Genomic DNA, 24,499 nt, shown 5'->3' on the forward strand with positions numbered 1-24,499 from the left:
TTTGGCATTTAAGAAAGTCATCTAAAAGGATACTCAGCAGACTATTATCATACGCGAGGTCTCCGCGGAAAACTGAGCTGATCTGCAAGGTTTTCTCACGTATTAAAAAACCGACTTCATTAATCCGTCGGTTTTAGTACAACAAAATATAATAATTACTGTGCTTGAATCCATCGATCAGCACGATCACGCGCAGTACGAATCTGTTCTTGAGTCAAGTTTGCAGCCAAAGCTGTTTTTTTACCTTCAGAAAGGCTAATTACTTTAGTATCAAGCATGCCATCACGTGTTGAAAGCTCATACCATTGATAAGCACCCATATAGTTTTTCTTCTGTTCTTCCATCATGGCAAGATTAAAGCTGGCACGGTTATCACCATTACTTGCCGCTTTTTCAAAATACTTACGCGCTAAGACTTCATCTTTTTTGATACCAATACCATCTGCATACATGCGACCCACATTGAGCTGAGCTGCTGAGATGCCTTTATCGGCTGCGGCTTTAAATAGCGCAAATGCTTGTTTCTCATCTTTTGCAACATCTTTACCATATTGGTAGCGTGTTGCGAGATAAAATTGTGCTCCTGCCTGACCAGCTTTGGCTGCGCTTTGTAATTCACCGATACTCATCACTGAGTATCGTGCTGCTTGTGTTGCAACCGATTGGGGTTGAGCAACATAGTCAGCATGCGCTTGTATACTGATCAGACCAAACAAAAAGGTGCTGATAAATGTCTTTTTCATAGTGCGCTCACTCGATAAATTGCGACTTCACCAAATAGGTTCGGCATATGCTTGCTGAGCACACTACCTTGTTGGTCACCATTAACGGCAAGTCGATTAATAATTTTAATCCGATTCTCAGCACATAATGCTTCGAAGTCTCGGAAAGTACATAAATGAATATTCGGGGTGTTATACCACATATAAGGCAACGCTTCCGAAACAGGCATTTTCCCTTTTAACGCAAGAAAAGAACGCGTCTTCCAATACGCAAAGTTCGGAAAAGTAATAATCGCCTGTTTGCCAACACGCACCATATCACGAAGTAATACATCTGGTGCATCTACAGCTTGCAAAGCTTGTGCCATAACCACTGAGTCAAAAGATTGGTCAGCAAACCGGCTTAAACCTAAATTCAAGTCCTGTTGAATAATATTTAACCCCCGACTGATGGCAATTGCAATCTTTTCTTGATCAATTTCTAAGCCATAAGCGCGAATATTGTGTTGTTTGCTCATATGAGCCAATAATTCACCATCCCCACAACCCAAATCGAGCACGCTGGTATTCGGAGTAATCCATTTTTCGGCCAGTTGTTGGTCTATACGCATTAGATTGCCTCCAAATGGGTCGATTGCAACTGCTGCTCTCCACCTAAAAATGCGCGTAATGTTTTCACATACAGCGGAATCGGGAACAAGAAAGAGTCATGACCTTGTTCAGCATCAATATCTAAATAGCTGACAGGCTGATGATTATCAATCAAGGCATCCACGATTTCCTGAGATCGGCTTGGACTAAAACGCCAATCGGTGGTAAATGAAATCACTAAAAATTGGCATTTCGGTTTACGCATCGCTTTCGTTAATGAATGCTCATATTCGCGAGAGGGATCAAAATAATCCAATGCCTTGGTCATAATCAAGTAAGTATTTGCATCAAAATTGCGACTGAATTGTTCGCCTTGATAACGCAAGTAGCTTTCGACTTGAAACTCAACGTCAAAACCATACATAAATTTGCCCGATTTTAGATCGCGACCAAATTTTTGTTTCATGGCTTCTTCAGATAGATAGGTGATATGACCGACCATCCGAGCCAAAATCAAACCACGTTTTGGATAGCTATCATTTTCCAAATAACGTCCATGATGGAAGTCTGGATCAGAAAGAATAGACTGGCGCGCAACTTCATTAAAGGCAATATTTTGGGCAGAAAGCTTTGGCGCACTGGCGATAATTGCACATTTTTTTAGGCGATCTGGATAATCGAGAGACCATTGTAAGGCCTGCATTCCACCGAGTGAGCCACCGATAATGGCATACCAAACCTCAATGCCTAAACGATCAGACAACATGGCTTGGGTTTTGACCCAGTCACGAACCGTCACTAACGGGAAGTCTGGACCATAGGGACGATTTTCATTTTCTGGATTTGGCGATGTCGGACCCGTTGAGCCGTTACATCCACCGATATTGTTTAAAGAGACCACAAAAAAGTGATTGGTATCAATTGCTTTCCCAGGTCCAATACATCCGTCCCACCAACCTGCTTTTTTATCATCTTCATGATGAAATCCAGCAGCATGATGATGTCCTGACAATGCATGGCAGACTAAGATTGCATTGGAGTGATCTGCATTGAGTGTTCCATAGGTTTCAACCATCAGGTCGAAACGAGGCAAAATCCGTCCGCACTCAAGCTCTAATGGAGCTTCAAATGAAATTTTTTGTGGTGTGACTAAACCCACTGAATCCGATGGAAAAGACACGAGAATGATTCGCCTTGTATAAAGTTTCTTAATCAATAATAAAAGGATACCAATTCAGGTACCCTTTCAAAAGTCATTTTTTCGATATTTAAATAGGTTGAATCATCAATACCTTAGATGGCTGCGGCAACCACCTGTTCAGTAGTTAATACGCCTTGCTCAATCAATCGGTTGGTACATGCAATAATCGCTTCGATAGATGCGGTGACAATATTGTCGTGAACGCCTGCACCGAATGCACTCTTACCTGTACCTTTGACTTGGATTTCGATCAACGCAAGTGCTTTTGCATTTGCACCAGAACTGATACTACGTTCTTCGTAGTTCACCACATCGATTGGTAATTGTAAGGCATCTAACATGGCAGAGATTGGACCATTTCCTTCACCACGGAGACGTTGAACTTCGCCTTCGATTTCAATATCTAACTCAATGATTTGTTTGCCATTGATATCAGACAATTGATAATGTTTAGTTTGATAATGACTGTTTTTCACATCTACATACGTGTCTTGGAATAATTGCCAAATCTGATGTGCACTGATTTCAGTCTCATTTTCATCGGTATACTGTTGTACGATCTGGCTAAATTCGATTTGCACGCGTCGTGGTAAAGCCACGTTATAATTCGACTCTAACAAGTATGCAATACCACCTTTACCTGATTGGCTGTTGACACGAATCACCGCATCGTAGTCACGACCTAAATCTTTCGGATCAATTGGTAAGTAAGGCATATCCCACATTTCTTGGTCTTTTTGGAATTCGAAGCCTTTTTTGATGGCATCTTGGTGAGAACCAGAGAAAGCTGTGAAGACCAAATCGCCTGCATATGGATGACGTGGATGCACAGGTAAGCCCGTACATTCTTCAACAGTGGCAATGATTTCATTGATATTTGAAAAATCTAAGTTTGGCGCAACACCTTGGCTATACATGTTCAATGCCATCGCCGCAACATCAACATTTCCTGTGCGTTCACCGTTGCCAAAGACACAGCCTTCGACTCGGTCAGCACCTGCCATAATCGCTAATTCTGACGCAGCAATACCACAACCACGGTCATTGTGACAGTGAACTGAGATAATCACGCCCTCACGACGTGCTAAGTTGCGATGCATCCATTCGATTTGATCGGCATAGACATTTGGTGTTGAAACTTCGACCGTTGCAGGCAAATTCAAAATGACTTTATTGCTTGGTGATGCTTCCCAAATTTCAGTAACCGCATCGCAGACGTCTTTCGCGACTTCTAATTCAGTTGCAGAGAAACATTCTGGACTATATTGGAAAACCCATTCAGTCGCAGGATATTGTGCAGCATATTCTTTGACTTTATTAGCCGCATTCATCGCAAGTTGTTTTGCGCCGTTTGCATCGACATTCAATACTTTTTGACGGAAGGTCGGTGAGTTTGAGTTGTAGATATGCACAATCGCGCGTTTTGCTCCGACTAATGCTTCAAAAGTACGTTCGATCAAATGATCACGCGCTTGAACCAAAACTTCGATATAGACATCATCTGGAATCAAGTTTTCTTCAATTAATTTACGAGCAAAGTCGAAGTCAATTTGAGATGCAGATGGAAAACCAATTTCAATGTGTTTGAAGCCAATTTTGACCAACATATTGAACATTTTGAATTTTTGTTCCATGTTCATCGGTTCAAAAATCGCTTGGTTACCGTCACGAAGGTCTGTACTCATCCAAATCGGTGCTTGGTTGATTTCATTATTCGGCCATTGACGATCTGGTAAATCCACTCGTTGGTACATACGGCGGTATTTTTTGCTTGGGTCAGCCAACATCATTAGGTAACTCCTTGTTATAGCAAGGGTTGCATGTTTAGTCTAAATGCAACCTACTATAAATATATATGGTGTCTATCAGAATCAATTTAAAGAGGATTTGTGTTTCGAGTGCCTAAAGAACTAGGCAAAAAGATTTATACGCGCGCGAGGCGCAGCATCAGGAGAGCAGCGAGATGTTTTGTATATGACGGATCGGTAATGCCGTGATTTGTTTTCATTATCTACCATTCAAATCAGTTATTTGGTTTTGCAGCTATATTAATCATCTAATCAAAATCAGTCTAGGTGAAAATACAAGCGACTGCAAAGGTGTATAAGCATTTTAATTGGAATAAACCAAAAAAAAATTCCTATTTTTGCACTGAATCGAAAAATATTGAAAATATTTTCCGATATTTCTACTATTTCCGATAAATAAAATCTTGGTTAATGTCTTTTATGGTGGCTGTTCCCATCAATGCCATGCTAATTTCGAATTCTTCTTTTAAAATTTTGATCACATGCGCAACGCCTAAAGCTCCCGCCGTTGCCAAACCATAGATATAAGGACGACCAATCAAAACCGCAGATGCGCCTAAAGCAATGGCTTTAAATACATCCGAACCTCGACGAATCCCACCATCCAATAATACTGGATAGTCTGTGGGAACGACAGCTCGAATCTTTTCAAGCGCAATCAACGGTGGGATGGTGGTATCTAATACGCGTCCACCATGATTAGAGACGATCAGACCTGAGACACCATATTCTAATGCTTTTTGCGCATCGGCAGGGTGGAGGATACCTTTCAGTATCACAGGCAAATCAGTCTGCTTGACCAACCATGCGATATCATCCCATGTTGGTGCGTATTTCATCAGCCCCTGAAAAATTGAATGCTGATGATCAGCTAAAGTTTGAATCAGTTGTGGAGCTTGATGATGAGGGTGGGGCAAGTCTATTGGAAGTCGAAAATCAATTTTACGTTCCCGATCTCGAATCCCTGTATGCGGCGCGTCTACAGTGAGCACAATGGCTTTAAAGTTGTTTTCCTTAGCAATTTTAATCAGGTCTAAAGCGCGTTCTCGATCACCTTGCCAATATAATTGAAACCACTTATGTGGATTTTCTTTGTTGAGGTCACATATGTGGGTATTGGTTAAATTGCTGAGTATAAAGTTGCTTTGCATCACTTCGGCTGCAAGTGCCGTGGCTTGCTCTGCTTGAGGATGAAACAGCGCTTGATGTCCAATCGGTGCTAAAAAAATCGGATGTGGATAATCGATACCGAATAGATTGAGTTGGGTATGAGCGTGTGTGAAGTCATTTAAATGACGAGGAATCAGTTGGATATCTTGGAATTGCAATTGATTTTGTTGCACGCTAATTTCATTCATTGCACCACCTTGTAAGTAGTGCCACGCTGGCTGAGATATATGTTGTTGTGCCTGCAATTCGTAATCTGCAATGGTTTGGAGCTGCGGCGGAATCTGCTTTAAAGGTGCAAGTGGTGTCTGAGACATTATAAAGTGCCCCATTGTCTCAATAAATTATGATAATGACTGGTGAGCGCAACAACTTCTTCTGAATCCCCGAGTTGTTGTCTGAGTCTTAAGATGGTCATATCCAAATTGAATAACATGTTGCGTTGCCAATCATCTTTGACCATGCTTTGAATCCATGTGAATGCGGCAATGCGACTACCCTGAGTCACTGGCTCAACGCGGTGTAGGCTGGTAGAGGGATATAAAATGGCATCACCTGCATCCAATTTGACTTCATGGCTGCCATAAGTGTCCTCTACAATCAGTTCACCACCCTCATATTCATCAGGTTCGGATAGAAAAACGGTAATCGAGACATCGGTGCGAATAGCAGTGCCTGTCTGAGATGAATACTGGATGGCGCTGTCGACATGATTGCCATAACTGCCATGACTTTGATAGCAATTAAACATAGGGACTAGAATATGTTGAGGAAGTGCAGCAGAGCGAAGCAATAGATTTTGTTGCAATGCCGTTAATACGGACTGACTAATCAATGGGTATAAATCACTTTGAATATCGACTTGTAAGTTGTTTTTGGTCTGTTGAGCTTGTACGCCCGCACTTTGAGCGCCGTTGACCCAAAGTTCAGGCAGTTTGAGTTGCTCACGGAGTTCAGTGACTTGTTGCGTGTTCAATAGTTCAGGAATATGCAACATCATCTTTAAAAACCTTCTAATACGAAACAGCCTGCTAGAAAATTATACCTTTTCTAGCAAGCTGTGTTTGGGGGCAGTTGATGTTTTAACAGACCCTGTGGTTAATTTGAAAGACACAAATAAATCATTTAGAACTTATAGTTAAATGTTAAGGCCGCTGAACGAGGTTGACCTAAAACAAAACGGCTACCACCATTGTTTAATGCGCTGATATATTCCTTATCCGCTAGGTTATAAACATTGAGGTTTACAGAGGCATTTTTGTTGATGCTATAACCTGCCATCGCATCAAACACCACATAAGATGGGACTTTTGGCATGTTTGCTGGAGCGTCTGTTACATCTACAACACGTTTTTGTTCATCGACATAACGAGCGCCTAAACCAAGTTTAAAGCCAGCGATGTCATAAGTGGTCCATAACGAAGCAGTCCAATCTGGTGACCAACGCACAGAATCAGTTTTAAGTAAGCTACCATTGCTTATACGTGCTTGATCTAATTGTTTGGTTTTCATGTGAGCAACGCCCGCAGAAATGTTCCACGCATCGGTAATTTGACCAACAACACCTAGTTCTACGCCTTGAACACGTGTTTTACCTTCTTGCATTGGTTCTAGCGTAATTGGATCAACTGTAAACTGGTTTTCATTTTCAGTGTGATAAACCGCAGTCGTCAATGCTAATTTATTCTTTAATACATCCCATTTCCCACCAATTTCATAGTGATGTGTTTCTTGAGCCTTACCACGTGGATTATTGGCCGCTTGAGTGCCAGATGTTGCATCAGATAGGTTGAAGTTTGCACTTCCTGGAGGCGTCAGTGATTTCGCATAAGATGCATACACACTGCTGTTTTCGGTAGGTTTAAATAAGCTACCAAGTTTCCAACTAACTAATGTGTCATGAGCCTTTAAATCTGTTGGGGTTTCTACCGCAGTTGCCGCGGCAATAGCAAGTGCATCATAGGTGGTATGGTAATAATCCACACGGACACCACCATTAAACTGTAGTCGGTTATTCAGCAACTTAATCGTGTCAAACAAATATGCTGCAGCTGTTTGAGTTTCGCCATTACCATAAGCACCTGTGTAAACCAGTTTTGGCATCTCATCATGGTGATTTGGGTTGTATAAATTCGCTGGAGGAGGCGTAATCGTTGTTTGTCCTGGCATTTGTGTGGCTAAAGTACGGGATATTTGCTGTTCTTGCAGAAACTCTAAACCTGCAACGAGATCATGTTCGACTACACCTGTTTTAAAGTTGAAGTTTAATGCTGAAAGATTGGCCAAGATCTTATTTTCTTGATTTACACCTTGATACGACCGCGCAATCTTCCAGTTTTTTGGATCACTTGAACCATCTTTGTCGATTGCATTAATACCTGTTAAAACACGGTTCATCTGGGATTTACCATAACGAGTGGTATTGGTAAATTGAACGTTCTCGCCAAAATCACTTTCGATTTTCGCCGTGATCATATCTGCATCAATATCTTCATAGTCATTGATGTTGCCATAATAGTTTGATCGGTCTACAGCAGGTGCTTTATTGATTTCAGCATCCGCATTATAGAAGCCTTTCATGCCAATGGTTGGGATACCACCATCAGGGATGTTACGTTGGCGAATATGCTGAGAATACAAATAAAAACGGGTATCAGTGTTCAAACCAAATGCAATCGAGGGAGCTACAGCCCAACCATTATTTTCAACGACATCTCGACCTTCAACACCGCCATCTTGGCCCATTGCATTGAAGCGAATAGCTACATTTTCATTGATTGCTTGGTTGATGTCAGCAGTCAAACGTGCATTTTCAGCCGTGTTATAACGTGCTGAAACCTCACTGCTATTTTCAGCTTTCGGTAATTTGGTGACTAAATTGATATAGCCTGATGCAGAACCGCGACCAGCTTCTGCACCTGATGGACCTTTTACAACTTCGATTTGTTCTAAGTTAAATACATCACGGCTGACCGCACCAAGATCACGGACACCATCAACATAGGTTGAAGTTTGGGTCGAGAAACCACGCATTTGAAATGTGTCACCTGCGCTAGTGTTCCCATTTTCCCCCATTTGTAGCGTGATTCCCGGAGTATTACGCAATGCTTCAATCAGTGAAGCGGCGCCTTGTTCTTGTAAGAGTTCTTTTTTGATGACTTGTATGGTTTGTGGTGTATCAACTAAAGGTTGTGTGTATTTTGGCGAACTTATCTCGTCGGCTTTGTAGCTGTTTTCTGCTCTTACTTCAATCGTTGGAAGTTTTTTAACATTTTCCTGTGCTGTGGCGGCATGTGCAGTTAAGGGGAGGCTTGCAGCAAGTGCAACTAATTGTGGAGTACCAAGGTGTTTACGACTTTTGATTTTTGCCATTGAGAGAAACCCCGAAATTGAAGTGGTAAATAACCGAACTTGCAACTTTGTGAAACTTTTACGAATAATGCGGTAAAAGTGGATAAATTGTTAAACTGTGTAACAGTGGGTGTGAAGTCTAATGATAATTATTATCGTTATCAATATCTTTATTTATGGCTATCTGAATTTTTATTTTTAAGTAATTGATATTTAAATTTATATACTGAAATTGATATTAACGATGGATGATGTTGTATATTTTTATAGTAATGATCGATAAAAATAAGCATTTGTTATTTAATATAAAAAAATATAAAAAACTTTGATTTTTTTGTATGCTTGATGTGATGTAGGGGATAGTGATAATCGGTAAGAAAAATATATAATTTTTCAGTCAAACGGAAATAATGGGCTATTTCTAGTATCCGATTTTGTATATCTGAAAAGTTGTCATATAATGTGGCACTTTAAAAAATTGTTATTACTAACTATATATCGAGGAAGCCATGCAAGTAACGACTGAAGCGGTTTCGGGCGTTGCCCGTCGTTTAAATGTTTCTGTACCGACGAGCCGTGTTAACGAGCAGTTTGAAGCTCGCTTACAGCGCACTGCCAAAACTGTGAAGATCAACGGCTTCCGTCCAGGTAAAGTGCCTTTAAATGTAGTACGCCGTGAATATGGCGCGGGCATTTATCAAGAAGTTGTGAATGACATCATTCGTGACACCGTTTTTGAAGCAATTCAACAAGAAAAAATCAATGCTGTCGGTATGCCGAACATTGAAAAAGTTGAAAACAAAGATGATGTTTTAGTTTACGAAGCAACTGTAGAAGTTTATCCAGAAGTTGAAGTGAAAGCTTTTGCTGATTTGGAAATTGAGCGTAAATCATCAGAAATCAACGATAAAGACGTTGATACCATGATCGAAAACTTGCAAAAACAACGTCAAACTTGGGCTGTAACCAAAGGTATGGCGAAGAAAGACATGCAAGTGACTTTCGACTTTGAAGGTACTGTTGATGGTGAGAAGTTCGAAGGCGGTACGGCTGAAGACTTTAAACTGGTACTTGGTTCAGGTCGTATGATCCCAGGTTTTGAAGATGGTATCGTAGGCATGAAAGCAGGCGAAGAGAAAGTTATTGACGTGACTTTCCCTGAAGATTACCAAGCTGAAAACTTGGCTGGTAAAGCTGCTCAATTCAAAATCACAGTGAAGCAAGTTGAAAAACCAAAGCTTCCTGAAATTGATGCTGAATTTTTACAGATTTTTGGTGTGACTGAAGAAGAAGGCTTAGAAAAGTTAAAAGCTGATGTTCGCAAGAACATGGATCGTGAAGTCCGTAACGGTCTTCGCAACCAAATTAAACAAGCTGCATTTGATGCGCTTGTTGCTGCAAACGAAATTGAAGTACCAGCTTCAATGGTTGCTCAAGAAATTGACCGTCAACGTCAACAAATGATCCAACAGTTTACCCAACAGTTTGGTGCTCAAGGTGCGCAATCATTTGATAGCAGCATGCTTCCTGATGAGCTATTCAAAGAACAAGCTGAAAAATCAGTTAAACTCGGTGTGTTGGTTAGCAAAGTAATGGCTGATGCGAAACTTGAAGTTGATCAAGCACGTGTAGAAGCTTATATCGATGACATGGCTTCTTCTTATGAAGATCCAACAGAAGTTGTTGAATACTTTAAAACTGACAAACAGCAACGTGCTCAAATTGAAGCTGTGGTTTTAGAAGACCAAGTTGTTGATCATATTTTAGCAGCTGCTAAAGTAAATGAAGTAGCGGTAAGCTATGAAGACTTATTGAAAGAGCAACAAGCTCGCCGTGGCTAATCTATCAAGAGTTGAGAAGAAAGGCGCGTAAGCGCCTTTTTTTATCGGTCTTTGTCTATGTTATGAAAGTGTTAATTTGTCAAAAAATTGCCAGATTTTAGTCTAAATAATCGAATATTTCAGATTGAACCTTTTGCAATTTCATCGATTATCCCTCATATTGTTGGCATAGATCGTGTCACAATAATTTAGGAATAAGTAAACGTATGTATGTTCCAACAATTGATAATGCTTTAGTTCCAGTAGTCGTTGAGCAGTCATCTCGCGGTGAGCGTTCATTTGATATTTTTTCACGCCTGTTACGCGAGCGTGTCATTTTCTTGACTGGGGAAGTGGAAGACAACATGGCCAACTTAATCGTTGCGCAAATGCTGTTTTTAGAAGCTGAAAACCCAGAAAAAGATATTCATCTATATATCAATTCCCCTGGCGGTTCTGTGACTGCGGGGATGGCGATTTATGACACTATGCAGTTTATTAAACCTGATGTCGTGACTTATTGTATGGGCCAAGCTGCGTCAATGGGTGCATTCCTGTTAAATGCAGGTGCCAAAGGCAAGCGTTACTGTCTTGAAAATGCGCGTGTGATGATCCATCAACCATTAGGTGGTTTCCGTGGTCAAGCCTCAGATATTGAAATTCACGCACGTGAAATACTCTTTATTAAAGAACGTTTGAATCGTCTAATGGCCGAGCATAGTGGTCAAGACTATGAAACTGTTGCTCGTGATACAGATCGTGATAATTTCATGACTGCAAATGCAGCTAAAGAATATGGTTTAGTTGACCAAGTCTTAAGTAAGCGCCCGTAATTTTCTAAAGATTCAAGAATTGGAGTAAATATGTCCGAACATCCTCAAGGACAAAAACATTGTTCATTTTGCGGTAAAACGCAGTCTGAAGTCGGGAAACTGATTGCAGGTGAGGACGCATATATTTGTAATGAGTGTGTGGATGTCTGCTTGGATTTGGTACAAACCAGTCAACAGGTCGAAGCTGGTGATTGGGCAAGCAAAGCCTTGCCTAAACCACATGAAATACGTGCTGCCTTAGATCAGTATGTTATTGGACAAGATATTGCAAAGAAAACCTTATCTGTAGCAGTTTATAACCATTATAAACGCTTGAAAGCGGGTCAATCAGGTCATAAAGATCAAGAAATTGAAATTGCGAAAAGTAATATTTTGCTAATTGGACCTACAGGTTCAGGTAAAACTTTACTTGCGCAAACACTTGCTCGTTTACTTGATGTTCCTTTTGCGATGGCAGATGCGACCACACTCACTGAAGCAGGCTATGTCGGTGAAGATGTTGAGAATATCGTACAGAAGCTGTTGCAAAAAGCAGATTATGATGTAGAGAAAGCCCAAAAAGGTATTATTTACATTGATGAAATCGATAAGATTACACGCAAATCTGAAAACCCTTCCATTACTCGTGATGTATCGGGTGAGGGCGTACAGCAAGCATTATTGAAAATGATTGAAGGGACGGTTGCTTCTATCCCACCACAAGGTGGTCGTAAGCATCCTCAGCAAGAATTTATTCAAATTGATACTGCCAATATTCTGTTCATTTGTGGTGGTGCATTTTCAGGCTTGGAAAAAATCGTTCAACAACGTCAAGAAAAGGGCGGTATTGGTTTCACGGCTGATGTGAAGAATAAAGATGATCGGAAGAAAGTATCAGAATTATTCCGTCAGGTAGAAGCAAATGATCTTGTGAAGTTTGGGTTGATTCCTGAATTTATTGGTCGTTTGCCTGTGATCGCAACTTTAGAGGAACTGGATGAGGAAGCGCTTATGCAGATTCTGACAGAACCTAAAAATGCGTTAACTCGTCAATATCAACATCTGTTTACGATGGAAGATGTGGACTTGGTCTTTGATGAATCTGCATTACGCGCTGTGGCAAAAAAAGCACTTGAGCGTAATACTGGTGCGCGTGGTCTACGTTCTATTTTAGAAAATGTACTGCTTGAAACCATGTATGATTTGCCAAGTCGTACAGATGTGGGCACTGTGATTGTGGATGAAGCGGTGATCAATGGTACAGCTAAACCGACGTTTAAAGCAGAGCGTTTACCGCAAGTGACGAATTCTGAAATCACTGAAAAGAAAGATTTAAAAGTGATAGATTCTAAATCGGCGTAACGCCAAAGATCTATCGTTTATCTAAAAAAGCATGAAAGGCTTAGCTTTTCATGCTTTTTTTATTTGCAATTGGGCATTGAGGTGTTAATCTTAAAAAATTGAAAAAACCGCATAGTGTTGCGTAGTTAAAAATAAATCCAAGAAAACGCCTTGAGGGATGTCATGCGTTATTTAATATTGTCATTATGTTGTGCAGGGGTATTGGCTGGCTGTCAGAGTCAAAAGGCAGTTGAACAGAATCCAACAGCACTGACCGCAACGCTACCACCTGTTGATACTGAAAAAGAACCCGGTTTATTTGATCAATATCACGTCGGTGGCTTCACTGTAGGTGGTTGGGTCAATCAAAAGTTAGGGCAACATTTCTCACCCATTAAGCCACAAAATCAACAAGCTGCTGTGGTCTATCTCTATCGTCCAGATACGCGATGGAATCGTCAGGAAATCGCTGCTGCAAACTTATTTATCAATGGTCATCGTATTCCAAGTTTGTTACACAATCATTATTATTGGCTAGAATTACCCGCAGGCACTTACAGATTGAGCGTGAGCCGTCCTTTGGTTGGATTACATTTCCAAAAACCGAAATACATCGATTTTAGCGTTGATGCTGAGCAAACTTATTTTATTAAATATGATGAAGAAAATAAGATTTCTCGAAGTGAGCCGAGTGGTCCATTTATGCCAACGCCTGAAAAAGTCGCTCGTCAAGAAATTGCATTTACACGCTTAAAATCATCAAGCTATAATTTTGTGGCACAGGATGAATCTGGCAAGATTCGCTCTAAGCCTCAAGAGCTTAAACCTGAAAAATATGATGCAAAATCAGAGGTGCATTTGGTCAAACCATTTAAGTTATGGAATCCTTTGACTTGGTAATGTGCTCATAATTATCTATGCAGAAAAGCACAATTTGGTTGTGCCTTCTGCAAAAGTTTAAGGCTTAGAAATAATAGCCGAGATTAATATTAAAGCGTTGTTCAGTTTTAGAGCTATCGCCTGCAACGCTTCCCCCAATAAAAGGTTGATTTTTTGCATTGACAAAATCAACGTAACTAAAGAAATTCCCTGCAGAAACAGCAACACCAGTAGTGTTCATAAAGGTGTCACGGCTATTATCAGATTTGTCATAAATCATGCCGTAATCATTATAAAATTGCAGTTGTGAAATCGGACCCAAAGAAACGGGCAGCGTATAGGCAACATTGGCACTTAAGGATTTGGCTTGTGCTGCAATGGAGTCATAGAAGCCATATGCGCCAACAATCATACGATCCGCATTGTTGTTGACATTGTAGTCATATTGGCTGTGCTGTAATTGAACGTTCCAGCGTTGATAATTACTATTGAGATGAACTGCCCATGCATGGTAGTTTCCGACGCGTTTTTGGTTGTCATGCAGTCCACCATAAAGTGCAGATGTTCCAATTTCACTGGAGGTCCCGCCGAGATCAAATTGATAACCTATGCGACCTGAAAGCGTATTGTATTCACCGATTTTTTGCGTTGGTTCGGCATAAATATCTTCATCGTTAGCTCGTACGCCAACAACATCATATGAGTAGCGTTTACTACGATCATCGACATAACCGTCAACGCCCCCTAATTCATCATTTTTATAGAAACCTAAATCAAGTCGCCAATTATCTTTCATTTGGCGTGAAACGAGGATCCCAAGGTCAAAGTCATCTTCTAAGCCGATATAATAGTTCGGACTGAAATAGTAGCTATGAGAATTATAGGGTTGATTACCAAAGCGAACAGGTGTAATCCCGGCTTTAATTTCCCAATTAGGCATGAACTCATAACCTAGCCAAGCATATTTGACGGTTGTCATGTAGTCATAAAAGCGCAGTTCTGCACCAAGTAGAATGTCATCGACATTGCCATTAAATTTGAGTGCGATCATATCGAAGTCAAAATCGCCATGACGATCTTTGTTACCTTTTTCGTATGAGTTAATGCCTAAATTGGCACGAACTGCACCGCCAACATCGACTTTACTTTTTTTTGCTTCAGTGCGAGTGGTCTCAGCTTGTTTGTCTAATGCTTTGGTTTGTTGTTGGTGTAGTTTGGTTTCAAGTGCAGCAAGTTGTTGTTTTAGGCTGTTTATTTGTTGCTGTAAGTCAGGTTCAGTATGAGCATAGCTGCTAGAGCAAATAGCAAGTGAAGATAAAAGTAAAAATCTTTGATAAAGCATAATATTGAGAGTTCTCCTTTTTTGATGTTTAAGCAGTGTAATAGAGTTTTTGTCGTATTTTCAAATATCAAACATTTAAAAAGGCATTGAGGCTAGCCTCAATGCCTTAAAAGTGAATAGCACTTATATTTTGTTTATACGCGAGAGTTTAAGCTTGTGCGGCATCAACCACTGGAATTTTTCCAATTTTTGCTTGCCAGATTTTTGGTGCTGTCGCATGGATCGATGTACCATTCACATCAACCGCGACAGAAACAGGCATATCTTCAACCACAAACTTATAGATCGCTTCCATACCTAAGTCAGCAAATGCAACCACTTCAGCTTCACGTACTGCTTTCGATACGAGATATGCTGCACCACCAACGGCCATCAAGTAAGTTGCTTGATTGTCTTTGATCGCTTCAATCGCAGCCGGACCGCGGTCCGCTTTTCCGATCATACCGAATAAACCAGTTGCTTCTAACACTTGACGGGTAAACTTGTCCATACGAGTTGCAGTTGTCGGGCCAGCAGGACCAACCACTTCATCACCCACTGGATCGACTGGACCCACGTAGTAAATAAACTTACCTTTTAAATCAACAGGCAGTTCTTCACCATTATTCAACATGTCAACCATGCGCTTGTGTGCCGCATCACGACCCGTATAGATCGTACCGTTTAACAATAAAGTATCGCCCGGCTTCCAAGCATTCATCTCTTCTTGGGTAATGGTATCCAGATTCACACGTGTTGATTTTGAAGAATCCCAAGTCACAGCAGGGTAGTCTTCAAGTTTCGGTGCTTGGATATGTGCAACACCAGTACCATCAAGTTGGAAGTGCGCGTGACGTGTTGCCGCACAGTTCGGAATCATACCCACTGGCTTACCTGCAGCGTGGCATGGATAGTCTTTGATTTTAATATCAAGAACTGTGGTCAAACCACCAAGACCTTGTGCACCAATACCTAGTGCATTCACTTTCTCGAAGATCTCGATACGGAGTTCTTCCATCTTGTTTTGTGGACCACGACGAAGTAATTCGTCCATGTTGATTTCTTCCATGAGCGCTTCTTTTGCAAGCATCATGGCTTTTTCAGCAGTACCACCGATACCGATACCGAGCATACCTGGTGGACACCAGCCTGCACCCATGGTTGGAACAGTTTTAAGTACCCAATCTACGATTGAATCAGATGGGTTGAGCATGGCAAGTTTAGATTTATTTTCTGAACCGCCACCTTTCGCTGCAACGGTAATATCAACTTTGTTACCTGGTACGAGTTTATAGTGGATCACGGCAGGGGTGTTGTCTTTAGTATTCTTACGACCAAAAGCTGGATCAGCCAAAACAGAAGCACGGAGGACGTTTGAGTTCTCTAAGTAACCTTGGCGAACACCTTCGTTGATTGCATCATCTAAGCTCATGCTTAAATCAAATTTAACGTCTAAACCCACTTCAAGGAAAACATTGACAATCCCTGTATCTTGACAGATTGGTCGATGGCCTTCAGCACACATACGTGAGTTGATGAGGATCTGGGCAATTGCATCTTTTGCAGCTTGGTTTTCTTCACGATCATAAGCACGGCTCATCGCTTGGATGAAGTCTTGTGGGTGATAGTAAGAAATAAACTGCAGGGCATCCTTGATTGATGTAATCAAGTCATCTTGTTTGATGATCGTTGTCATATCAAAATTCTCTTGAGCGGGCGATTAGCTGGCGGGCTAAATTATATGACAAAAAGTCTGCATTGTGGGAGTTTTAGCGTGTATTTGGCTAATGGTTGAAAGATGTGAGTTTCGGTTTCTTGCTAAATCTCTTATGTTCTTCCCGATGGGGAAACGCAAAGCGGCTCAATCATCATGAACGTCGTTTATTGGCAATATAAATTGACCTTATTTCATTCTCAATTGAGAGGGAGAGTAGCCGAAATACTTTTTAAAGCGATTACTAAAATGACTACTTGAACTAAAGCCATATTGCGCAGAAATTTCAGTGAGATTTAAGCGGGTGGTCTGTAGGGCTTGATGTGCCAGTTCTAGGCGACGTTGCATCACATATTGATGTGGTGGCATCTGCATGGATTGTTTAAACATATGTGCAAAATGATATTCACTGAGTTGCGTTTGTTGTGCCAAATCAGACAGTGTGAGGCTGAGATATAAATGCTGATCGATCCATTCTAAAAGTTGCTTTAGCACATATGGTGATAAGCCTCCTTTTACCACAGGCACTTGCCATTGTGTGTGGCTATAATTTTTAATGAGATGGTTGAGTAATAGCGTGGTTGCGGTGCTCATTTGTAAATGGTTTTCGTGATTACCCCATGCCCCGTTAAGTAGGAAATGTCGGTAAATCATCGAGATGTGTGGGTCAGATACAAAGATTTGTGGGTTGAGCGTGATTTGACTTGGCTCTCGATCCCAGACTTGTTCCGCCACACGTTGTAAATGCTGTTGAGTATAATAAAGATGCACAAACGTGAGTGAATCACGCAGATCCCATGTTGAGTCAAAATCTTGTGGCATGAGGCACATACGATCTGGCCCGCCGCCATTGTGCCAACCTTGAGCGGTCTTTTGATAACTCTGATAGCCACCTTGAATATACATGCTTAAAGTATGGTGGTTGCTACAGACATTGACACGATCTTGGTTGTTTTGCCACATCGCCAATTGCATACCCGAACCCAACTCTACCGAGTCGAGTAATTGGGCTTTATATTGTTGTAATTGATCTAGAATCTGATATTTCATCTTCTACTCAAAGCTTTAGATATGTGACTAGTGTAGCGATTTTTAATACATAATTGTTATCGATGCAACAGAAGAAATAGAAAACCGCAAGTTGGTGATAGTGAACGCAAGATGATGCAAGCTATCGTGATCTAAGACCAAGCAAAATAGTGCAAATGATTTTGGGTTTAGAAAATATGAATGCGCTGTTATATGCTTCGGTTGTGATGATCTGGGGCACAACATGGATTGCGATTAGCTTACAACAGCAAAGTGGCATCGCAGCCAATGTTGCCGTGTTTTGGCGTTTCTTTATTTCTGCGATGATATTATTTGTTTTTGTCATCTTGAGTAGAAAACTGCAAAAGCTAAATCGTACAGATCACTTGTTCTGTTTATTACAAGGCTTATGCGTTTTTGGCTTGAATTTCGTTTGTTTTTATTATGCGGTTCAATATATAAGCAGTGGTTTAGAAGCTGTTATTTTTTCTATGGCGATGATCTTTAATGTCATCAACGCCAAACTGTTCTTTGCTCAACAGGTTTCAGCACGTTTTTACCCCGCGGCTTTATTAGGCTTGCTCGGCATCATTGCTCTATTTTGGCATGATGTGATCGGAGCTGACTTAAATCATAATACTCTGATGGGGATTGGGTTGTGTGTATTAGGCACTTATGGTTTCTCTCTGGGGAATATGATCAGTACTCGACATCAAAAGCAGGGTTTGGATATCTTCACCACTAATGCTTATGGCATGCTTTATGGTGCGATATTAATGGCAGTGATTTCGGGCTTTAAGCAAGATAGCTTCTTCCCAAGTATGCAGTTGAGCGCAATCACAGCTTTACTCTATTTAGCAGTGTTTGGCTCTGTGATTGGATTTACGGCTTACTTTTATTTGATTGGGCGTATTGGTGCAGGAAAGGCAGCATATAGTACATTGCTATTTCCTTTGGTGGCTTTGGTCATTTCAACGATATGGGAAGGTTATCAATGGCATATCAATGCCATGATAGGTGTGATTTTGATTCTATGTGGCAATGCGATTTTCTTTATTAAAAGCCCACAGGCAAGCGTGCTGACCCGGTCAAAACAGGCTTAGCCCAGACTGAACAGGAGTACAGGAATGCAAGCAGATTTGGCAAAAAATATTATTGATATTTATAAAAAACATGGCCGTGCTTGGACGGAGCGTCGAGGCAACCATTTATATGAAAAAACATGGCTAGATCAATTTCTTGCTTTGATCCCATCACATTCCCAGCTTTTGGATTTGGGTTGCGGCTCAGCCAAACCCATCGCGGCATATTTGATTGAACATGGGCATCAGATCACAGGCGTAGATGCCTCAGATGTAATGATAGAAATGGCACAATCAAATTTTCCTGAGCAGAGATGGATACAGCAAGATTTTCGTCATTTTAACGTTGATCAGAAATTTCAGGGGATTTTGGCTTGGGATAGTTTTTTTCATCTTACACACGATGATCAAAGAAAAATGTTTGCATCTTTTGCGCATCATGCCCGAACCGGAACAGTTCTAATGTTTACCAGTGGACCTGCACATGGTGAGGCAATCGGCGAGATGTTTGGCGAGCCGTTGTACCATGCCAGTTTAGCCGCTGATGAATATCGTGCTTTATTGGAACAACATGGATTTGAAGTGATCCGGATGGTGGCGGAAGATCCTGAGTGTGCAGAGCATACAGTGTGGTTGGCAAGATTCATTTGAAAATAGCGATTTAATGAAATAAACGGATTTTTAATCACAAAAGCTAGTTTTAGTTTATGAGTATTATTTTTTAGATTTAGTTTAATACAATATTGTTAACTCAAGATTTTGGTTGTACTAATATCTTTCGAAAATGCTTTTGGATACATTCGGGAATAAGCACCATGAATTTCATTATCTGATAGAGATAATACCTGACGAAGATTCACGCTCAGAAAGGATAGGGTTGAGGCGGTGAGAAGGATAAGGCTGAGCAAAATCAAGGTCGCATTTATACCAAAGCTGCTTATACAAATGCCTGAAATAACAAGACCTATTGGGTTTGCGATACTTGTGCCAAATGTGGATGAGGCGCTGACTCTATTGAGGAAATGATGCGGTACTGCTGCACTTCGCATAAAACTAGTATTGGTCACGGCAACCATTAAGCCGCAGCCCGCAATGCACATACCGAAACACATCAAGCTAAAATAGCCAAGGTGAAAAACATATAAGACTTGGCTCATGATTGCAGATATCAAAATACCTAGACTCAAAGCTAAATACCCTGAATACGTGGTTATTGCTCGACCAAAAAAAGAATTGGCGAGTGTTCCAAATTTTGTTGCACCTAGGAACATACCAATTGCAAAAAATGTGTCAACGATGCCGAATAACCAAGGGCTTTTACTATAATTTTGATAAAAATAAGTGGGAAGAGCGACACTGAAAAAGGGAAATAACCCTAAGTTTATGAAAAAAGTGATTTTAATTAAACTAATTTCTGGAGGGAGTTGTTTAATCGCAGAAAAACCACTGTACCACTTGGGACGCTTGAACTTAGAACTTATCTCGGAACTGATATTTAAAAGTTTTACAGAATTTAATAAAAGGATTGAAAGAAGAATGAGCCCGACACTAAACCAAATCGTATTGTGGGGACCGATGATGGAAATTAATCCTGTTCCAAGGATGGGGGAGCAAAAAGTTACAATCGTCATTGCTGCTGATCGCCATTGAATCGCACTAGAAAGTTGTTCTTTACTGACTTGAAATGGAACAATACTGCTTTGTAGTGGCTCACGAATACCAATGGCTAAGCCACCCAAAGCTTGGCAAATAAACAGTACAATCGCTAAATATGTATGCGTGGTCGCAAGAAGCGCAATGATGATTGCTGAGATCAGACTCATCCAATAACATATTGAAATCAGTCGTTGTTTATCATAGATATCACCGAGGGATCCAAATAGTCCCCGCGCTAAGAGATCTGCTGCTGTGCCTATAGCAACAAAAACGACAAATGAGGTTGCATGGTGAGTTATCGAAAGAACCCACCATGCAAGGGCTAAATGTATACATCTTGAAGCAATGCTATTCAGAATTGCAGAAAATTGGACAAAATAAAAACTTCTTCCAAAGGAGCATTGAGTCAGGCTTGTTTTACTCCTCGGCTAAGCTACTTCATGTGCTGCTTGGATCGCCGTTAACGCAATGGTAAACACAATATCATCAACCAATGCACCACGAGATAAATCATTGACTGGTTTATTCAAGCCTTGCAACATTGGACCGACACTGACCACATTGGCAGCACGTTGTACCGCTTTATACGTGGTATTCCCAGTATTTAAATCAGGGAAAATAAACACATTGGCACGCCCCGCCACTTGTGAATCTGGTGCTTTTTGACGTCCCACACTTTCAACCGAAGCCGCATCATATTGTAGTGGTCCATCAATCAGTAAGTCTGGTCGACGTTGTTGCGCTATTTCAGTGGCTTGACGAACTTTGTCTACATCAGCCCCAGTGCCAGAGGTTCCTGTTGAGTAACTGATCATGGCAATTCTTGGATCAATCCCAAACGCTTTGGCAGAGTCGGCAGATTGAATCGCAATTTCAGCCAGTTGTTCTGCCGTGGGATCGGGATTAATCGCGCAATCACCATAAACAAAGACTTCATCTGGTAACAGCATAAAAAAGATGGAAGATACCAATGAGTAGTTTGGTGCAGCTTTAATGAGTTGAAATGCAGGACGAACCGTGTTTGCTGTGGTGTGAATCGCCCCTGAAACCAAACCATCCACTTCATCCAATGCCAACATCATCGTGCCGAGTACAACCGTGTCTTGGAGTTGAGCGATGGCTTGAAGTGCATCCAATTTGCCTTTACGCAGTTCGACCATCGGTTCGATATATTGCTCTCGAATGCTATCGGGATCGATGATTTGCAAATCTTCTGGAAGTTGAATTCCGCGTGCTTTCGCAACTTCTGCTACCGATTCTGGTTTAGCCAATAACACACACTGTGCAATGCCACGTGCCTGACAAATGGCAGCTGCTTGGACGGTGCGAGGCTCATCGCCTTCAGGTAACACAATACGTTTTTTGGCTGCAATTGATTTCTGCACTAACTCATAACGGAATGCGGAAGGAGATAAGCGTGGATGTAAATTATTTTGCGTATGTTGATCAAGCCACTGGCTATCAATATGACTGGAAACAAATCGGGTGACTTGTTCCGCTCGTTCGGTATCATCAATTGGAATTTCATTACCAAAACGACTGAGCTTTTTTAGTGCCTCTAATGTCGTAAGTGGAGTATGTAAAACTGGTAAACCTTGTTTAATCGCACTTTGACAGAATTCTAATACATTTTCTGAGGGTGGGGATTTCTCGGTAAGTACTAAACCCGCCAATGGAGTGCCGTTACTACTGGCCAGGCTTGCAGCAAGCAAAGTATCGGTACGTTGAGAGGCGCTAATAATAAGCTCGCCTGCTACAAATTTGTGTAATTCAGATTCAATATTGGATGCAATTAAACTGGTATGCAGTATGCGGCGATGTTTGGCATCACCTTGATGTAACCATGTACCATTGACGATTTCAGCAATGTCTAAACTTCGTGGCACGCTGAGAATATTACTAAAAGGAACTAAACCAATAATCGGCAATGCTTCTGTGCCGATAAAACGATTGTAGTGTTGAAGCTCTAAGGAAAAGTCAGCTATTTTTTGATCTAAGCGTAAACTTGGATCAAGCGTGACAGGGATTGCAGCGGTATCCTCAGGCAGTCCTTTTGTTCGCATGAATAACACGCCAGTGGTTCGTGTGGATGCTGCACCACCGAATTGACGTAAGTGGGCATCTATTCTTTCTGCCGTTTTGCGTGGATCAGCTAAATCTGCGGTACTGACCAAGACCACTTGAGCATCTAGTGCTTGCGCGAGAGCGGCATTGACCTCGATTACAAAATGATCTTGTCCATTGGGAACAAGGCCTTCCACAATAATAACATCATGATCCGCCGCAATTTGGCGATGTAATGCCACGGCTTCTTCCAATAATTCATCCGTTTCACCGAGCGCAATGAGCTGGGTCAATCGATCGTAAGGTATTGGCTCTACAGCGTGATGTTGAAATAAGTGCCGATATAAAGTAGTGGTACGATCAACAGTTATATCGGCAATTTGAGAAAAGGGTTTCAAGAAACCAGCATTGATTCCTTTACAGTCCAGTGCATAAACCATACCTAAACAAGCTGAGGTTAAACCAACACCTTCACCTGTGGGAATGAGTAAAATCGTATTCATAATGACCTTATTTTTTATTTAGAGTTTAGGGTTTTGTTCAAGGACTTGGCGTGTTTCTTTGGCAATCCGACCTTCTTCATCTGTCGGGATCACCCAAATTTGTGGACCTGTACCCATGTCGATCCGGCCTTCAGTGCCACGGGCTAAAGTATTGTTTTTCTCTTGACTAAACTGCAAACCGAAATGGGGTAAATACGCCAAGGTTTTTTCACGCACATCGGTAGAGTTCTCACCAATCCCACCCGTAAAGATTAAACCATCTAAGCGAGGAAGGGCACAACTCAGTGCCGATAAAGATTTTGCGAGTCGGTAGCAGAAGACTTCGATCGCGAGTGTTGCACCTTCATGTCCATTTTCAGATGCTTCAACCAAGGTACGCATGTCATTGGAGAGCCCTGACAAACCGAGTAAGCCACTGTCTTTATTGAGCATGCTGTCAATTTTTTGAATATCCCAGCCTAAATTGTTGGATAAAAATAAAGGTAAGCTTGGATCAACATCACCACTCCGTGTACCCATGACCACCCCTTCAAGTGGGGTCATGCCCATCGAGGTATCAAGGCTCTGTCCATTCCAAACCGCACAAGTTGAGCTACCATTGCCTAAGTGGGCACTGAGCCAACCGCCGTAATTTTTCTGTCCTGCTAACTCACTGGCACGCTCTGTCACATAAGCATGACTAGTACCATGGAAGCCATAACGACGGACTTGGTGTTGATCATATAAAAATTGTGGTAATGCATAACGATAGGCGCGCTCAGGCATGGTTTGATGGAATGCGGTATCAAAGACAGCGACTTGAGGCAGTTGTGGAAATAACGCCATAGTTGCCTCAATCCCAATCAAATTTGCGGGGTTGTGCAAAGGTGCAAGTGGAATCGCATCACGAATGCGATCAATCGTTTGTTGGGTTAATTGCTCAGCATGGGTCATATTGCCACCATGCACCACACGATGCCCAATGGCCTGAGGATTGTAATTAGATAAACGTGCGAGCAAGGTTTCTAAAGCTTTGGCATGATCTGCATATGGGATTGAGAGTTCAAGTGCTTCACCACCAAGCGTGATCCCTTTAATCCGAGCATCAGCTGCGCCCAAATTTTCTGCAAGACCATAAATACGATCTTCACGACGTTCTGAGATAAGCGCATATTTAATAGATGATGAACCACAGTTTATTACGAGTACAGATATAGCCATGTTTGACCACCTAACAAATTCTAATTTTATGATGAGCACTTTGTTAACTACTTGTATGAACAGCAGTAACAAGCGCTATGTTTTAACATGAGGTGTTGCATGGGTGAAAATAGACTTTAGCCTATACAACTATTTTATAAATCAACTTATTTAGTATAGTTTGTAAATAATAAGCTCTTTTGATTAAAGTGTTGGTTTTAGCGATATTTTTGTATAAAAATATATAAAAACACGATAA

General features: G+C 41.2%; 19 protein-coding genes. 6 read left to right on the plus strand and 13 right to left on the minus strand.

Annotated features, from left to right (window positions below):
• Nucleotides 1-155: 155 nt before the first annotated feature.
• The 7 genes from EXE30_RS14410 to EXE30_RS14440 all read right to left on the minus strand — a co-directional run bounded on the left by EXE30_RS14410 (nucleotide 156) and on the right by EXE30_RS14440 (nucleotide 8,861).
• Complete coding sequence (locus tag EXE30_RS14410) at nucleotides 156-743, minus strand: tetratricopeptide repeat protein (protein WP_121928801.1); 588 nt, start codon at nucleotides 741-743, stop codon at nucleotides 156-158.
• Complete coding sequence (gene metW / locus EXE30_RS14415) at nucleotides 740-1,333, minus strand: methionine biosynthesis protein MetW (RefSeq protein WP_004672910.1); 594 nt, start codon at nucleotides 1,331-1,333, stop codon at nucleotides 740-742. Before metW ends, EXE30_RS14410 begins: the two co-directional genes overlap by 4 nt.
• Complete coding sequence (metX, locus tag EXE30_RS14420) at nucleotides 1,333-2,493, minus strand: homoserine O-succinyltransferase MetX (RefSeq protein ID WP_130162995.1); 1,161 nt, start codon at nucleotides 2,491-2,493, stop codon at nucleotides 1,333-1,335. Before metX ends, metW begins: the two co-directional genes overlap by 1 nt.
• A 113-nt stretch (nucleotides 2,494-2,606) precedes the next feature.
• A complete protein-coding gene (leuA, locus tag EXE30_RS14425; protein WP_130162996.1) occupies nucleotides 2,607-4,304 on the minus strand; it encodes a 2-isopropylmalate synthase in 1,698 nt (565 codons plus the stop codon).
• Nucleotides 4,305-4,705: 401 nt separating this feature from the next.
• Nucleotides 4,706-5,806 carry an alpha-hydroxy acid oxidase gene (locus tag EXE30_RS14430; protein ID WP_130162997.1) on the minus strand — a complete coding sequence of 367 codons (1,101 nt, stop codon included), beginning with the start codon at nucleotides 5,804-5,806 and terminating at the stop codon, nucleotides 4,706-4,708.
• A complete protein-coding gene (locus EXE30_RS14435; protein ID WP_130162998.1) occupies nucleotides 5,806-6,489 on the minus strand; it encodes a Fe2+-dependent dioxygenase in 684 nt (227 codons plus the stop codon). The genes EXE30_RS14430 and EXE30_RS14435 overlap by 1 nt, the downstream gene beginning before the upstream one ends.
• Nucleotides 6,490-6,614: 125 nt before the next feature.
• The gene (locus tag EXE30_RS14440; protein ID WP_130162999.1) at nucleotides 6,615-8,861 is read right to left on the minus strand and encodes a catecholate siderophore receptor Fiu; all 2,247 of its coding nucleotides are present in this window, start codon (nucleotides 8,859-8,861) and stop codon (nucleotides 6,615-6,617) included.
• A 488-nt stretch (nucleotides 8,862-9,349) separates the two neighbouring features.
• Here EXE30_RS14440 and tig point away from each other — a divergent pair, with 488 nt between their 5' ends.
• The 4 genes from tig to EXE30_RS14460 all read left to right on the plus strand — a co-directional run bounded on the left by tig (nucleotide 9,350) and on the right by EXE30_RS14460 (nucleotide 13,713).
• Nucleotides 9,350-10,681 (plus strand): trigger factor, encoded by a 1,332-nt coding sequence (gene tig, locus EXE30_RS14445; RefSeq protein WP_121928796.1) that lies wholly within the window; start codon nucleotides 9,350-9,352, stop codon nucleotides 10,679-10,681.
• Nucleotides 10,682-10,887: 206 nt separating this feature from the next.
• Entirely contained in the window at nucleotides 10,888-11,493 is a 606-nt protein-coding gene (clpP, locus tag EXE30_RS14450) for an ATP-dependent Clp endopeptidase proteolytic subunit ClpP (RefSeq protein ID WP_004672895.1), read from the plus strand.
• Nucleotides 11,494-11,523: 30 nt separating this feature from the next.
• Complete coding sequence (clpX, locus tag EXE30_RS14455; protein ID WP_130163000.1) at nucleotides 11,524-12,834, plus strand: ATP-dependent protease ATP-binding subunit ClpX; 1,311 nt, start codon at nucleotides 11,524-11,526, stop codon at nucleotides 12,832-12,834.
• Between the two features lie 162 nt (nucleotides 12,835-12,996).
• Nucleotides 12,997-13,713 (plus strand): DUF2846 domain-containing protein, encoded by a 717-nt coding sequence (locus tag EXE30_RS14460; RefSeq protein ID WP_130163001.1) that lies wholly within the window; start codon nucleotides 12,997-12,999, stop codon nucleotides 13,711-13,713.
• 64 nt (nucleotides 13,714-13,777) lie between these two features.
• Here EXE30_RS14460 and EXE30_RS14465 read toward each other — a convergent pair whose 3' ends face one another.
• From EXE30_RS14465 to EXE30_RS14475, 3 genes are all read right to left on the minus strand, one after another.
• Nucleotides 13,778-15,034, minus strand: a complete 1,257-nt coding sequence (locus tag EXE30_RS14465) for a carbohydrate porin (protein ID WP_130163002.1) — start codon at nucleotides 15,032-15,034, stop codon at nucleotides 13,778-13,780.
• A gap of 148 nt (nucleotides 15,035-15,182) precedes the next feature.
• Nucleotides 15,183-16,709 (minus strand): fumarate hydratase, encoded by a 1,527-nt coding sequence (locus EXE30_RS14470; protein ID WP_004672888.1) that lies wholly within the window; start codon nucleotides 16,707-16,709, stop codon nucleotides 15,183-15,185.
• A 207-nt stretch (nucleotides 16,710-16,916) separates the two neighbouring features.
• Nucleotides 16,917-17,777 carry a helix-turn-helix transcriptional regulator gene (locus EXE30_RS14475; RefSeq protein ID WP_121928792.1) on the minus strand — a complete coding sequence of 287 codons (861 nt, stop codon included), beginning with the start codon at nucleotides 17,775-17,777 and terminating at the stop codon, nucleotides 16,917-16,919.
• A gap of 176 nt (nucleotides 17,778-17,953) precedes the next feature.
• Here EXE30_RS14475 and EXE30_RS14480 point away from each other — a divergent pair, with 176 nt between their 5' ends.
• Together EXE30_RS14480 and EXE30_RS14485 are read left to right on the plus strand one after the other, a co-directional pair.
• Complete coding sequence (locus EXE30_RS14480; RefSeq protein ID WP_130163003.1) at nucleotides 17,954-18,859, plus strand: DMT family transporter; 906 nt, start codon at nucleotides 17,954-17,956, stop codon at nucleotides 18,857-18,859.
• A 24-nt stretch (nucleotides 18,860-18,883) separates the two neighbouring features.
• Nucleotides 18,884-19,489, plus strand: a complete 606-nt coding sequence (locus EXE30_RS14485) for a class I SAM-dependent DNA methyltransferase (RefSeq protein WP_130163004.1) — start codon at nucleotides 18,884-18,886, stop codon at nucleotides 19,487-19,489.
• 95 nt (nucleotides 19,490-19,584) lie between these two features.
• Here EXE30_RS14485 and EXE30_RS14490 read toward each other — a convergent pair whose 3' ends face one another.
• From EXE30_RS14490 to EXE30_RS14500, 3 genes are read right to left on the minus strand one after another with little or no spacing between them, the layout of a single operon-like run.
• Entirely contained in the window at nucleotides 19,585-20,904 is a 1,320-nt protein-coding gene (locus EXE30_RS14490) for an MFS transporter (protein WP_130163005.1), read from the minus strand.
• An 18-nt stretch (nucleotides 20,905-20,922) separates the two neighbouring features.
• Entirely contained in the window at nucleotides 20,923-23,061 is a 2,139-nt protein-coding gene (gene pta, locus EXE30_RS14495; RefSeq protein ID WP_130163006.1) for a phosphate acetyltransferase, read from the minus strand.
• 18 nt (nucleotides 23,062-23,079) lie between these two features.
• Complete coding sequence (locus EXE30_RS14500) at nucleotides 23,080-24,261, minus strand: acetate/propionate family kinase (RefSeq protein ID WP_130163007.1); 1,182 nt, start codon at nucleotides 24,259-24,261, stop codon at nucleotides 23,080-23,082.
• Nucleotides 24,262-24,499 lie beyond the last annotated feature (238 nt).

Source organism: Acinetobacter halotolerans, from assembly GCF_004208515.1.
Lineage (GTDB): Bacteria > Pseudomonadota > Gammaproteobacteria > Pseudomonadales > Moraxellaceae > Acinetobacter > Acinetobacter halotolerans.